Genomic DNA, 14,081 nt, shown 5'->3' with positions numbered 1-14,081 from the left:
GAGGAACCTCGTCAGGATGCGGCCATGCAGCGTTTCCGCAGCCACCGGGTGGGTCAGTTCATCCACTGGGGCCTTTACGCCCTTCCCGCAGGCCGCTGGGAGGGCAAGGACGTGGAGTTCGCTGCTGAGTTCCTGCCGCGCGTGGCCAGGATTCCGCAGCGGCGGTGGGAAGCGCTGGCCAACGACTTCACGCTGGCCGATTTCGACGCCGGACAATGGGCGGATACGGCGGTGGCTTTGGGCGCGCGTTACATGACCATCACCACCAAGCACCACGATGGCTTCTGCCTCTGGCCAAGCGCCCACACGGACTTCCATGTGGGCAACACGCCGTCGGGTCGCGATGTCCTGGCCGAGCTTATCGAGGCCTACGAAGCGCGGGGCATTGACGTCAACTTCTACTACTCAGTGCTCGATTGGCGGCACCCGGACTGGCGCTTCACCTTGGAGGACGACGGCGACCACGCCGCTTTCGCACGCTACCTGGAGTTCGCAAGGAAGCAGTTGGAGGAACTGGCGGAACGGTATCCCAGCGTCAAGGGCTTCTGGTTCGACGGCACCTGGGACGAATCCGTCAAGGCCAACGGGTGGTGGACCTGGGAAGTTGAGCGGATGCTGAAGGAACGGATTCCCGGGGTGGTGGTCAACAGTCGCTTGCGGGCGGACGACTTCGGCGCCAGGCACGTGGACAGCAACGGGGTCCTCATGGGCGATTACGAAAGCGGCTATGAGCGCAGGCTGCCCGAGCCATGGAACGCCACCGTGGCCACCCGGGACTGGGAAGCCTGCATGACCATCCCGCAGGCAAGCTGGGGTTACCACCAGGGGCCGTGGGCGCAGTCGACGCTCAAGCACCCCTGGGATCTGGTGGACATGATCGCCCACTGCACGTCCCTTGGCGGCAACTTCCTGTTGAATTTCGGTCCCCGCGGTGATGGTTCCATGGCCCCGGCAGAGGTTGGAATCGCCCGCAGCGTGGGGGAGTGGTTGGCGGCCAACGGGGAAGCGATTTACGGATGTGGTTTCGCCGAGGGATGGGACTACCCGGGGTGGGGGTACTTCACACGGGATGTCGGCACGGGGCAGGTGTTCGCCGTGGTGACCAGTTCGCCGGCGTCCGGTCGGATCAGGCTGCAGCTGCCGGCCGGGCTCGCGCTCGCCAGGGTCCGATTGCTGGGCAAGGGCCTCGTGGACTCGGGGAGATACCCGTTCAAACGGCTGGCGGACTCGTTGTTCGAGGTGGACCTTGAGGCTGACGCGGGTGCGGGGCCGACTGTGTTCGCGTTGGAAACCACGGCAATCGACGGGGTCGCGGGCGAAAAGGAACCCAACCCGGACGTGCTGGGCTAGGGCTTCGCGACGAGTTCGCGGGAACCGTGCCAGCTCGCCGGGAAACTTCCGGCGAGTTGGCAGACTTCCCGCGATTTGGCGGGGTTTACTCGCGCCTACGCGGCAGCCAGGCGGGCCTTCTTCTTCAGCACCGAGTTCTTCCTGGTGGTGCGGAGCATGTCGATGGTGAGCAGGACCAAGGCCAGCCACACGACGCAGAAGCCGATCCAGCGGGCCGTGGTCATGGTCTCGTTGAACACCGTCAGCGCCACGATGAACTGAAGGACCGGGGCGAAGTACTGGAGCAGGCCAATGGTGGTCATGGGCAGGCGGCGTGCGGAGGCGCCGAAGAAGAGCAGGGGAACAGCTGTGATGACACCGGAGGCCACCAGCAACCAGAAGTGGCCCGCGCCCAAGGTAGTGAGTGTCTGTACGCCGGTCACGCCCAGGACCACCATGGTGATCGCAGCCAGGGGCGCGAGAACCACCGTCTCAACACTGAGGCTGGTGAGGGCGTCCACTTTGGGACCGACACGCTTTTTCACGAATCCGTAGAGGCCAAAGCTGAATGCCAGGATCAGGGCAATCCAGGGAAGCTGCCCGTAGGAGAAGGTCAGGACGCCCACGGCGACAAAACCGATGCCCACTGCCGCCCACTGCAGGGGGCGGAGTTTCTCCTTGAGAACGAAAACTCCCAGCAAAACCGAGACCAGCGGGTTGATGAAGTAACCAAGTGACGTTTCGACGGCGTGACCGGTGGTGACCCCGAACGTGTAAGTGAGCCAGTTAATGGCGATCAGGCCGGCTGCCAAGGCCAAGGGGCCGAACACGGAACGATCCTTCAGCGCGGCACCGAAAACCCGCCATGCCCGCGTGATGGTGATGAGCAACGCGCAGAAAATCAGGGACCAGACGATTCGGTTGGCAACGATCTCAAGCGCACTGGCCGGCATCAGGACGAAGAAGTACAGCGGAAGCAGCCCCCATAGGCCGTAAGCGCCGATGCCGAACAGGATGCCCGCCGTCGACTCGCTCCTCACCGGCTTGGCGGAACCGCTGCCGGCTGTGCCACCGCCCCCGGCTGCCGTCGTCGCGGGGTGGGTTGAAGAGGAGGAGTTGGCTGTTATCTGATCCGGTGTCGACACATTGTCGGCAACACCCCGAGCACCCGCAATATTCCGCAATCTTTGTGATTTTCTGTGACTCCTGCCATATAAGCGTCCGGGTGTGGGGTCGACATCTAGAATTGGAATCTGCGCGCCCCACCAACGGGCGTGGCTCACTGCTTCGGAAGGGCTAACTGTGTCCAACTCAGCCGCAACCAACACCAAACGTCCGCTGCGCGTTGCCATCGTTGGCGCAGGTCCCGCAGGCGTGTATGCCGCGGACATCCTGACCAAATCCAACGAGGTCAAGGACGGTGAGGTTGAGGTCAGCATCGATCTTTTCGAGGCATATCCGGCGCCCTACGGACTGATCCGCTACGGCGTGGCACCCGACCACCCGCGCATCAAGGGCATCGTGAACGCGCTGCATAAGGTGCTGGACCGCGGCGACATTCGGTTCCTTGGCAACGTGACGTATGGACGCGACCTGACCCTTCACGACTTCCGTGCTTTCTACGACGCCGTGATCTTCTCCACCGGCGCCATCAAGGACGCGGACCTGAACATCCCGGGTGTCGAGCTGGAGGGTTCCTTCGGCGGTGCGGACTTCGTTTCCTGGTACGACGGCCACCCGGACGTGCCCCGCGATTGGCCGCTTGACGCCAAAGAGATCGCAGTGATAGGCAATGGCAACGTTGCCTTGGACGTCGCCCGCATGCTGGTCAAGCACCCCGAGGAACTGCTGGTCACCGAGATCCCCGACAACGTCTACGCCGGCCTCAAGAAATCCCCGGTCACCGACGTCCACGTCTTCGGCCGCCGTGGCCCTGCCCAGGTGAAGTTCACGCCCTTGGAATTGCGTGAACTGTCCCACTGCAAGGACGTAGACATCGTCCTGTACCCGGAAGACTTCGAGTTCGACGAAGCCTCGGATGAAGCCATCAAGGGCAACAACCAGATCAAGACCATGGTCAACACCATGACCAACTGGTTGGTCGAAGAACACGCCGAATCCGAGCAGCCTTCCTCACGGCGCCTGCACCTTCACTTCCTGCACAGCCCGGTGGAGATCCTGGATTCGCCGGAGACTCCGGGAAAGGTCTCGGGGATCAAGTTCGAGCGCATGCAACTGGATGGAACAGGCAACGTCAAGGGCACGGGCGAATTCATCGAGTACCCGGTCCAGTCCGTCTACCGCGCCATCGGTTACCACGGGTCCCCGCTGGAGGAGCTTGAGTACGATGCCCGCCGCGGCGTCATACCGAACGACGGCGGCCGCGTCCTGGACGCCGAGGGCGAGCCCGTGCCGGGAATCTACGCAACGGGCTGGATCAAGCGCGGACCGGTCGGGCTGATCGGGCACACCAAGGGTGATGCCCTGGAGACCATTGGCTTCCTTCTGGAGGACAGGCTCACTTTGCCCCCTGCCCAGAACCCGGATCCGCAGGCCATCATCGACCTCCTCGAAGAGCGCGGTGTCGAATACACCACCTGGGAGGGCTGGAACAGGCTCGATGCCCACGAAGCCGCACTGGGTGCCGCGTGGACTTCCGGAAAAGGGCCCGACGGCGAAGGTGACGGTGTGGTCCGCGAGCGCATCAAGGTTGTTCCGCGGGAGGAAATGATCCGGATCTCCCGCGGCTGACCTTGGAGTTTTGTACACCCCATCCACTGATGAGGCCGCCGTACGGGCATCAGCTGTACTAAATCCCCCGCTCCCGAACTAGACTTCTCGGTACTGCGCCGCCCACCAGACGCGCAGGATGCCAGGGGAGTTCGATGAGGAATCCAAACCATCCGCCAGTTGCCGGCAGCGATGCCGCGAAACTGCTGCAGAAGCGTGCCCTGGCCGGCCACGAGCATCTGGACTTGCTGCGGGCCGATACTGCGAAGGACATCTCAGGCCTTCGCCGCTTGGTGCGTGAATCCTGGCAGCGTTCTGCGAGCCTGCAGGCCAACCCCGACGTCGCCGAGGCGCCACTGGCCATGGAACAGGACGAGCTGGAGGAATACCGCAGGCAGCACCCCTTGGCAACCATCATGCCCGTGATCAAGAAGCTGCTGGTCCAGCCCAGCCATGACAGCGGCCTGCTGGTGGCAGTGGGCGACGACGTCGGCCGGCTCCTGTGGGTGGACGGCGATCCCGTGATGCAGCGGCGCGCGGAAGGCATGATGTTCGTGGCCGGCGCCGACTGGTCCGAAGCTTCCGTGGGTACCAGCGCACCCGGCACGGCACTGGCCCTGGACCGCAGCATCCAGATCTCCGGCGCCGAACACTTCAAGCGCTCTGTCCACCCGTGGAGCTGCACGGCCGTTCCGTTCCATGATCCCGATTCCGGTGCCGTGCTGGGCGTCGTGGATATCACCGGCACCGAAACCGCCGTGGCCGCGCACACACTCTCCCTGGTGGAGGCAACAGTCGCCGCTGCTCAGGCGCAATTGCGTATCGAACGCCTGACGCTGGCGGCAGCCGTTCGCGAGAAACCACGACGCCGGAGCGCAGCCACCACCTCCGGGCAGGCGCTGTACCGCAACAGCCTTCAACTGTTGGGCCGGGACCAGGCCCTGCTCAGCATCGACGGCCGGACGGTTGCCCTGTCCGCACGCCACAGTGAAATCCTGGCCATCCTGGGTAACCATCCCGACGGGCTTAGTGCTGAGGACCTCTGCACACAGCTTTACCCCGGGGACGGATCGTCCGTGACGCTGCGCGCCGAGATGGTGCGGCTCCGCAAAGTGATCCAGGAGCTCAGCCCGGACGCGGTTCCCCACTCCAGGCCCTACCGCTTGCCGGTCGAATTGCTTCCCGACTCCGGCCAGGTCCTCAGTTGCCTGCAACGCGGCGCCCATCGCATTGCTTTGGAAATCTACAAAGGTGCGGTCCTGCCGCGGTCGGAGGCTCCCGGCGTCGTGCAGTTGCGTGAGCGGGTTTCGCACCTGCTGCGCGAGGCGCTGCTCAGCGACGGCAGCGTCGATTCGCTCCTCAAGTACGCGGAACTACCCGAAGCGAAGTACGACGTCGACCTCCGCCTTGCCGTCCTGAAGCTGCTGCCGCCCCGCTCACCCAAGCGGGCCGCCATGGTGGCTGACCTGGAACGGATCGAAACGGAGATGACGGCGTGAGCTGACTCACATGCTTGCAACGTAGCTGCAACCTCCCGGCTCCTAGGCTCGGATCAATGGCGACAGCCACCGTGATTCGCAGCAAAGGAGCTAACAATGACCGTTTACGCACAGCCGGGTGCCGAGGGTTCGAAGGTCACGTTCAAGGACCGCTACGAGAATTGGATCGGCGGCGAATGGGTTGCCCCGGTCAAGGGCGCCTACTTCGAGAACATCACACCGGTTACGGGCAAGGCCTTCTGCGAAGTTGCCCGCGGCACAGCCGAGGACATCGAGCTGGCGCTTGACGCCGCCCACAAGGTTGCACCCTCATGGGGCAAGACCTCCGCCACCGAGCGCGCAGCCATCCTGAACAAGATCGCCGACCGCATTGACGAGAACGTGGAGCTCCTCGCAGTCGCTGAAACCTGGGACAACGGCAAGCCCGTCCGCGAGACACTTAACGCCGACATCCCGTTGGCAGCGGACCACTTCCGCTACTTCGCCTCCGCCGTCCGCGCGCAGGAAGGCCACCTGTCCCAGCTGGACGAGGACACCACGGCTTACCACTTCAAGGAGCCGCTGGGAGTTGTTGGCCAGATCATCCCGTGGAACTTCCCCATCCTCATGGCCGTCTGGAAGCTGGCACCCGCGCTCGCCGCCGGCAATGCCGTGGTGCTCAAGCCCGCTGAGCAGACGCCGACGTCCATCCTGGTCCTCATGGAACTCATCGGAGACCTCCTTCCGGCCGGCGTGGTGAACGTCGTGAACGGCTTCGGTGTTGAGGCCGGAAAGCCGCTGGCTTCCAGCTCCCGGATCCGCAAGATCGCCTTCACGGGAGAAACCACGACTGGCCGTTTGATCAGCCAATACGCGTCGAACAACCTCATTCCCGTCACGCTGGAACTGGGCGGCAAGAGCCCGAACATCTTCTTCGATGACGTCGCCGACCAGAATGACGCCTTCTACGACAAGGCCCAGGAAGGGTTCACGCTCTTTGCTTTCAACCAGGGCGAAGTCTGCACCTGCCCGTCCCGCGCCTTGGTCCAGGAAGGCATCTACGACTCCTTCATGGCCGACGTCACGGCCAGGACCAGCAAGATCATCCAGGGCAACCCGTTGGACACCGACACCCAGGTTGGAGCCCAGGCCTCCAATGACCAATTGGAGAAGATCCTCTCCTACATTGACATCGGAAAGCAGGAAGGTGCCAAGGTGCTCACCGGTGGTGCCCGTGCCGAGCTGTCCGGCGACCTGGCCGGGGGCTACTACGTTCAGCCCACCATTTTCGAAGGCCACAACCGGATGCGCATTTTCCAGGAGGAGATCTTCGGCCCAGTGGTGTCAGTGACCAGGTTCAGCGACTACAACGACGCGATCGGCATCGCCAACGACACGCTCTATGGCTTGGGCGCCGGCGTCTGGTCGCGCAATGGAAATGTCGCCTACCGCGCAGGCCGGGAAATCCAGGCCGGCCGCGTGTGGGTCAACAACTACCATGCCTACCCGGCAGGGGCTGCGTTCGGCGGCTACAAGTCCTCAGGTATTGGCCGTGAGAACCACGCCATGATGCTGGACCACTACCAGCAGACCAAGAACCTCCTGGTCAGCTACAACGAGAACAAGCTCGGCTTCTTCTAAACCGTCTTGTCAACCGATCAAAGGAGATCGTCAATGACCACCATGCAAGCTGCAGTCGTCACCACGTTCGGTACCGACCTCGAGATCAAGGAAGTGGAAAGGCCGACGCCGGGACCCGGCCAGGCGCTGGTCCGCCTCATCACCTCGGGGGTATGTCACACCGACCTGCACGCCGCCGAAGGCGACTGGCCGGTCAAGCCGACGCCACCTTTCATCCCAGGCCATGAAGGTGTGGGAGAAGTAGTGGAACTCGGTGAGGGCGTCACGGATGTTGCTGTAGGCGACCTGGTAGGCAATGCCTGGCTCTGGTCTGCCTGTGGTGACTGCCAGTACTGCCGGACCGGGTGGGAAACCCTGTGCGAGTCCCAGCAGAACGGTGGCTACAGCGTGGATGGCTCGTTCGGTGAGTACATGCTGGTGGACACCCGTTTCGCGGCGCGGATCCCGGAAGGCGCGGACCCGGTGGAAGTTGCACCGGTGCTGTGTGCCGGCGTCACTGTGTACAAGGGCCTGAAGATGACAGAGGCCAGGCCGGGCCAGTGGGTCACTATTTCCGGGATCGGCGGACTGGGCCATATTGCGGTTCAGTATGCAGTGGCCATGGGTCTGAGGGTCGCTGCGGTGGACATTGCCGACGACAAGTTGGCGCTGGCCCGCGAACATGGGGCAGAGCTGACAGTCAACGCCCTGCACGAGGATCCGGCCGAGGTCATCCAGCGTGAAACGGGTGGTTGCCACGGTGTCCTGGTCACGGCTGTGCACCCTTCGGCTTTCGGGCAAGCCATTGGAATGGCCCGGCGTGGTGGAACGATCGTGTTCAACGGATTGCCGCCCGGAGACTTCCCCGCACCCATCTTTGAGATCGTCCTTAAGGGCCTCACCGTCCGCGGCTCGATCGTGGGCACGAGGCAGGATCTTCAAGAGGCGCTGGAGTTCTACGCCCAGGGGAAGATCAAGCCAACGGTTTCCACCCGGGAGCTTTCGGAGGTCAACGCGGTCTTTGACGAGATGAAGCACGCCAAGATCGACGGCCGTGTGGTGCTGAAGTTCTGATGAACAACACCAGCTTGGAAGCCGCGGTGACCCTGCCCGGGGAGGATTTCTCCCGGGTAGGGCTCACCGCGGTGTCCGTGGAACTCCTGCGGAAACTCTGGGACCAGCACGGACCGCTCATGTTCCATCAGTCCGGTGGCTGTTGCGACGGCTCGGCACCCATGTGCTATCCGGCGGGGGAGTTCCTGACCGGCGACTCCGACGTCCTCCTGGGCAGGTTCGATATTGGAACCGGCGGCGAGCCACAGCCTCTCGAGTTTTGGATGTCCAAGGAGCAGTTCAACTACTGGTCCCACACCCACCTCACCGTGGATGTGGTTCCGGGCCGGGGCAGCGGGTTCTCCGTTGAGTCTCCCGAAGGGAAGCGATTCCTGATCCGCTCAACACTGATGGACTGGGACGTGCCCAGCCTTTAGGGCGGCTGGCTGGTGTGATCGACGCTACGTGCCGTCATCACACCAGCCACACCTGTCACGGGAATCCTGTAGGCGTCTCACTATCTGGGATAAATATGGCCGTCCATTGGCCGGACACTATTCTTGATGAGTCCTATACCACTCCCATCCAGAATGTGGCATTTTTATGAACATTTTCAGGACCAAGTCAATCGAGCAGTCGATCGCCGATGCCGACGAACCCGGTCGCAAGCTCAAGCGCAGCCTGAGCACCTGGGACCTCATGATCATGGGCGTCGCCGTTGCTGTCGGCGCCGGTATCTTCTCCGTCGGTGCCAAGGCCGCTGCCAACTTTGCCGGCCCCGCCGTCACCATCAGCTTTGCCATTGCAGCTGTCACCTGTGCTTTGGCCATCATGTGCTACGCCGAGTTCGCCACGGCGATCCCCGTGGCAGGCTCCGCCTACGTCTTTACGTACGCCACCATGGGCGAGGTCCTTGCATGGATCATCGGCTGGAACCTCATCCTTGAACTTTTCACCGCCGCAGCCGTGATCGCCAAGTACTGGGGCATCTACCTCAGTACGGTCTTTGGCCTGATGGGCGTGGAGATGCCGCCGTCAATCCAGGTGGCTGGTGTCGATCTCTACTGGGGCGCTTTCCTCATTGTTGCGATCTTCACCGTGCTGCTGGTGCTGGGGACAAAGTTGTCCGCCCGCGTCGGCAACGTCTTTACGTTGATCAAGATTGCAGTGGTGCTGTTCGTGATCGTGGTTGGTTTCAGCTACGTGAAGTTCTCCAACTACACCCCCTTCATTCCTGCCTCCGAGCCCACCGACTCCGGTGCCGCCGACGTCATGAAGCAGTCCTTCTTCGGCTTCCTCACCGGCGCCGCTCCCGCCCAGTACGGAACCCTGGGTGTTTTCGCAGGTGCAGCCCTGGTGTTCTTCGCCTTCATCGGCTTTGACGTGGTGGCGACCTCCGCAGAAGAGGTGAAGAACCCGCAGAAGACACTTCCCCGCGGTATCTTCGGTGGACTGGCAGTGGTGACGCTGCTCTACATCCTGGTCTCCCTCGCGCTGACCGGAATGGTCTCCTACACGCAGTTGGCCGAGGTCAAGAACCCCACCTTGACCACAGCTTTTGAGGCCGTGGGCAACACTGATGCCGCCAAGATCATCGCCTTCGGTTCCCTGGTTGGCTTGACCACCGTGATCATGGTGCTGCTGATGGGCCTGTCCCGTGTGGTCCTGGCCATGAGTCGCGACGGACTCCTGCCACGTTCGCTGTCCAAGACCAGCGAAAAGCGTTCCACGCCGGCCCGTTTGCAGATCATCTGCGGTGCGGCCGTAGCCCTGGTGGCAGGCGTAACGAAGGTGGACCTGCTCGAGGAAATGATCAACATCGGAACGCTGTCTGCGTTCGTGATGGTGAGCCTGGGCATCCTGGTGCTGCGTAAAAAGCGCCCGGACCTCAAGCCCGCCTTCCGTGTCCCGTTCGGCAAGGTCCTGCCGTGGGTCTCCGCAATCCTCTGCCTCTACCTGATGACCAACCTAGCTGTGGAAACCTGGATCTTCTTCGCGATCTGGCTGGTCATTGGCATGGTCATCTACTTCTCCTACGGCCAGCGTCACTCACGGCTCAATGAGAAGTTCGCTGCGGCCAAGGCTTCTGTCAGCGGTGCAGCTGAAAGCCGCCGGGCCGAGGGCGATGAGGACGAAGACAGCTACACGAAGGTCTAAACCAATCGCGGCAGCTTGTCTGACAGCAGCAGTCGCCAGCTCCACGAAGCGCCCGGAAGCCCTTGGTTTCCGGGCGCTTCCACGTTACGGCGCCGCATGCTCACTCACCCACTCCACCAGCGGCCTCAGCACCTCCCAACGGGCAGCGATTTCATCCTTGGCTGCGGGAGTGGACAACCACTCCGGCTGACCCACCTCCACGCCCGCTGACAGGGACTTGTGCTTGAGCAGTTCCCCGCGCGGATGGTCCTTGTCATAGCCCCGCGGAACGGTCTTGAGCTTCTCGCCCTCAACGGCGAAGCCCGCCGCCGCCACCGCATCAACGATCCTCTGCAGCTCTTCTCCACTGGCAGGAGCATCCACTGCGGCCCGGAAACGTGCCAGCTGCGCCGGAGTGTGCGAGTGGTAGCCCCCGCCGATCAGCAGGCCGTCGGCGCTGATCTGGACGTAGAAGCCAACGCCCTCCTGGCCGGCAGCGAAGGCGCCCTGCGCTGTCTTGTACGGTGACTTGTCCTGGGAGAACCGGATGTCCCTGTTGGGCCGGAAGATCTTTGCCGGCCCGAACTGCGGCTCCAGCTCCGAAAGGAGGGCGACCAGCGGTTCCTTCACCTCGGCGTCGTACGTGGTTTTGTGTTCAAGCCACCACTCACGGTTGTTGTTCTCTTCAAGCTCGGCGTAAAAGCGGAATGCGGCATGAGGGATACCTTCGAATGTGCTCATGAAAGGATCCTAGGGACCTGAGGATCCGCCCAGCCATAGCCAAAAAAGGCTATGTGGAAAAAACAAAAAGAACACCCCGCCGCGGAGAAGATCCGCAGCGGGGTGTTCCTGGAAATGCTGTAAAGCAAAGACGCTTAGAGCTTGTTGGCTGCTTCGGCGTCGGACTCGGTCTGACCTGCACCGAGGTTGGCGCGGAGCTTGGCGCCAAGATCGGAGTCAACGTTGGTCCAGTACTGGATGGCGCGTTCCTTGATGTCGGCGTTCTTCACGCCGCCAACAGCACCGGTGATGGTGTCCAGGAGGCGGGCCTTGGCAGCGTCGTCGTAGACCTCGCGGTACAGAGTACCGGCCTGGCCGAAGTCGTCGTCCTCAGCGTGCAGGGTGTGGGCGGAGAGGGTGAGCTCGCCGTCGTTCTCCCAGCCACCGGCGGGCGACGTCGGCTCAACAGCAGCCGGGCCACCAACGGAGTTCGGTGCGTACACCGGGGTGGACGGGGAGTTGAACAGGTAACGACCCTGGCCGTCCTGGCTGTAGTTGTTGACCTGGTTCTTGGGCTGGTTCACCGGGATCTGTGCGTGGTTGGTGCCCACGCGGTAACGGTGTGCGTCGGCGTAGGAGAAGATGCGGGCCTGCAGCATCTTGTCCGGGGAAGCGGCAATGCCCGGTACGAAGTTCGACGGCGCGAAGGTGGCCTGCTCGATCTGCGCGAAGTAGTTCTCCGGGTTCTTGTTCAGCTCCATGGTGCCCACGTGGATCAGCGGGTAGTCAGAGTGCGGCCACACCTTGGTGAGGTCGAACGGGTTGAAGCGGTACGTCTTGGCGTCTTCGTAAGGCATGACCTGGACGTGCAGTTCCCAGGACGGGAAGTTGCCGTCGGCGATGTTTTCCTGGAGATCGCGGATGTAGAAGTCCGCATCCGAGCCGGCAAGCTGCTCAGCCTGGTCACCGGTGATGGTCTTGACGCCCTGGTTGGACTTGAAGTGGTACTTGACCCAGAAACGCTCGCCGGCGGCGTTGATCCACTGGTAGGTGTGCGAGCCGTAGCCCTGCATTTCACGCCAGGACGCCGGGAGGCCGCGGTCACCCATGAGCCAGGTGACCTGGTGGGCGGACTCGGGGGAAAGGGTCCAGAAGTCCCACTGCATGTCAGCGTCACGCAGGTGGCTGCCCGGGAGGCGCTTCTGGGAGTGGATGAAGTCGGGGAACTTGATGCCGTCGCGGATGAAGAAGACGGGGGTGTTGTTGCCAACGAGGTCGTAGTTGCCCTCGGAGGTGTAGAACTTCACGGCGAAACCGCGGGGGTCACGCCAGGTATCGGGAGAACCGTTCTCGCCGGCGACGGAGGAGAAACGGATCAGCATGTCCGTCTCGACGCCCGGCTGAAGGAAGGCTGCCTTGGTATAGGCCGAAACGTCCGAGGTGGTCTTGAACGTACCGAATGCGCCGCCACCCTTGGCGTGCACTACACGCTCCGGGACCCGCTCGCGGTTGAACTGTGCAAGCTTTTCCACCAGGTAGTGGTCGGTGAGGATGATGGCACCGTCAGCGCCGACGGACTTCGAGTGCGCGTCGGAGGTAACGGGGGCACCTGACTGGGTAGTTGAAATGGCAGTCATTGTTCTCCTTTTTCTTATTTCTGAGTTACGGAAGTTACGGGAAGCTGTTGTTTGGACTGGCAGTCCTGGCAGATGCCCTGGTACAGGACGTCTGCGATCTGGATGGTCATGGGCTTGGAGTTCTCATCCCAGTGCGGGGTGAGGCACGGGGCGTGTCCCACGGCGCAATCGACGTCCTCCACTTTGCCGCAGCTGATGCAGACGGCGTGGTGGTGGTTGTCGCCCACCCGGGTTTCGTAAAGGGCCGGGGAGTGCGGAGGCTCAAAGCGTCGCAACATCTGCAGGTCCGTCAGGTCGCTGAGCACCACGTAAACGGACTGCGCCGTCAGTTCAGGAAGCTCTTTGCGGGCAGCGGCAAGGATGCCTTCAGCCGGAGAGTGCGGATGGTGCTGGACCGCGGCGAGCACTGCCAGCCGCTGCTTGGTCACACGCCGGCCGTGGGCATGCAGGGCCGAAGCCCATGCTTCCTGCTCGGCGGTGTGATCTGTCATGCATTCATTGAAACACTTATTTTGAGGAGTTCACAATAAGGCAAGGCTAACTTCTGGTGAACTGAACAGATCTTCCAGGGGATTGTCGTCTTCGGCTGCCGATCTGCGGACCGCATGGACCCGAACAGGGGCACCTGGGCCCGCCCCTTCCAAGGCCACGCAACTGACACCGCTGAAGCCGCCGTTCCGGGGGAGTGCGGTCAGGGCTGCGCCCATCGCCAGTAACTCGACCGGCCTGACCTCGCTGATGGCCGCCACGCTCCTGACGGGTTCGAGGATCGTATGGCGGGGACCCGTGTCCACAGCCCGGACCAGCGGTTCCGGCCCGGAAAAAGGCTCGACGCCGGCACGCACCATAGCGTCGGAGCCCACCACGGTCTCCGGCCTGGCCAGCCTGAGCGCCTCGCGCATGGCGGCATCGGTGGCTTCCAGATCGTGGTCCGCCTCGCCAACCCGTCGGTGCGCCGGAAGCGAAAGCTGCTGTCCCGGCGTCGTGGTTTCTCCCGCCCACCGGCCGAAGAGGTGGAACGTCGGCGTTGACGATTCCGCTACAGGCTCTCCAATGGCTGAGCCCAGGGGGTGCCATTGGTAAGCAAACATGATGGCGCATCGGGTGGCGCCAAGGACGTCGGCCAGGGCGGCACGGACCAGGCCGTGGCAGAAAAGCCAGTCCGTAGCCGAGGGGTGTGCAAATTCTGTTGCGGGATCCGACAACCGGATGACGACATGCCCGGCAGTGAGGGGGTGACGTGGCCTGGCGATCTCCCAAAAGGCCGAACGGTACAGCAATCGTCGCGATGTGACCATGTCAACTCCTTCCCCCGGGTGAGCCTACCAAGCGGTGCCCGCAGGCGGGAGGGTGCGGGGAAGCTGCCGCAACGGTCGTT

Annotated in this window: 12 protein-coding genes; 7 read left to right on the top strand and 5 right to left on the bottom strand. The window is 62.8% G+C overall.

The annotated features are described in order from the left end of the window. Positions 1 to 24: 24 nt before the first annotated feature. Positions 25 to 1,350: an alpha-L-fucosidase gene (locus QF015_RS07480; RefSeq protein ID WP_429388084.1), complete on the top strand. Its 1,326-nt coding sequence runs from the start codon at positions 25 to 27 to the stop codon at positions 1,348 to 1,350. A gap of 95 nt (positions 1,351 to 1,445) precedes the next feature. On the opposite strand, the gene rarD is transcribed toward QF015_RS07480, so the two are convergent. Further along, positions 1,446 to 2,513 (bottom strand): EamA family transporter RarD, encoded by a 1,068-nt coding sequence (gene rarD / locus QF015_RS07475; protein ID WP_310206303.1) that lies wholly within the window; start codon positions 2,511 to 2,513, stop codon positions 1,446 to 1,448. A gap of 118 nt (positions 2,514 to 2,631) precedes the next feature. Here rarD and QF015_RS07470 point away from each other — a divergent pair, with 118 nt between their 5' ends. From QF015_RS07470 to QF015_RS07445, 6 genes are all read left to right on the top strand, one after another. Beyond that, entirely contained in the window at positions 2,632 to 4,080 is a 1,449-nt protein-coding gene (locus tag QF015_RS07470) for an FAD-dependent oxidoreductase (RefSeq protein ID WP_429388081.1), read from the top strand. A gap of 134 nt (positions 4,081 to 4,214) precedes the next feature. Then, on the top strand, positions 4,215 to 5,558 hold the full coding sequence (locus QF015_RS07465) for a GAF domain-containing protein (protein WP_429388079.1): 1,344 nt from the start codon (positions 4,215 to 4,217) through the stop codon (positions 5,556 to 5,558). A gap of 96 nt (positions 5,559 to 5,654) precedes the next feature. Then, positions 5,655 to 7,178, top strand: coding sequence for an acetaldehyde dehydrogenase ExaC (gene exaC / locus QF015_RS07460; protein WP_310206292.1), 1,524 nt, complete (start codon positions 5,655 to 5,657; stop codon positions 7,176 to 7,178). Between the two features lie 42 nt (positions 7,179 to 7,220). Then, complete coding sequence (gene adhP / locus QF015_RS07455) at positions 7,221 to 8,231, top strand: alcohol dehydrogenase AdhP (protein WP_429388472.1); 1,011 nt, start codon at positions 7,221 to 7,223, stop codon at positions 8,229 to 8,231. Next, entirely contained in the window at positions 8,231 to 8,647 is a 417-nt protein-coding gene (locus QF015_RS07450) for a DUF779 domain-containing protein (protein WP_429388076.1), read from the top strand. Before adhP ends, QF015_RS07450 begins: the two co-directional genes overlap by 1 nt. A 166-nt stretch (positions 8,648 to 8,813) precedes the next feature. Further along, positions 8,814 to 10,367, top strand: a complete 1,554-nt coding sequence (locus QF015_RS07445; RefSeq protein ID WP_310206286.1) for an amino acid permease — start codon at positions 8,814 to 8,816, stop codon at positions 10,365 to 10,367. Between the two features lie 84 nt (positions 10,368 to 10,451). Here the strand turns inward: QF015_RS07445 and QF015_RS07440 are convergent, their stop codons facing one another. The 4 genes from QF015_RS07440 to QF015_RS07425 form a co-directional block, all read right to left on the bottom strand. Next, entirely contained in the window at positions 10,452 to 11,087 is a 636-nt protein-coding gene (locus QF015_RS07440; protein ID WP_429388074.1) for a DUF2461 domain-containing protein, read from the bottom strand. Positions 11,088 to 11,221: 134 nt separating this feature from the next. Continuing rightward, positions 11,222 to 12,703: a catalase gene (locus tag QF015_RS07435; RefSeq protein ID WP_310206281.1), complete on the bottom strand. Its 1,482-nt coding sequence runs from the start codon at positions 12,701 to 12,703 to the stop codon at positions 11,222 to 11,224. A gap of 14 nt (positions 12,704 to 12,717) precedes the next feature. Continuing rightward, positions 12,718 to 13,194 (bottom strand): Fur family transcriptional regulator, encoded by a 477-nt coding sequence (locus QF015_RS07430; RefSeq protein ID WP_429388071.1) that lies wholly within the window; start codon positions 13,192 to 13,194, stop codon positions 12,718 to 12,720. A gap of 30 nt (positions 13,195 to 13,224) precedes the next feature. Further along, positions 13,225 to 14,001 carry a hypothetical protein gene (locus QF015_RS07425; protein WP_429388068.1) on the bottom strand — a complete coding sequence of 259 codons (777 nt, stop codon included), beginning with the start codon at positions 13,999 to 14,001 and terminating at the stop codon, positions 13,225 to 13,227. Positions 14,002 to 14,081: the final 80 nt, after the last annotated feature.

The sequence above is a fragment of the Paenarthrobacter sp. TE4293 genome (assembly GCF_050435325.1).
Taxonomy (GTDB): Bacteria; Actinomycetota; Actinomycetes; order Actinomycetales; family Micrococcaceae; genus Arthrobacter; species Arthrobacter nitroguajacolicus_C.
The sequence above is the reverse complement of the archived record's forward strand: the minus strand, read 5'-3'. Positions and strand labels throughout refer to the sequence as shown.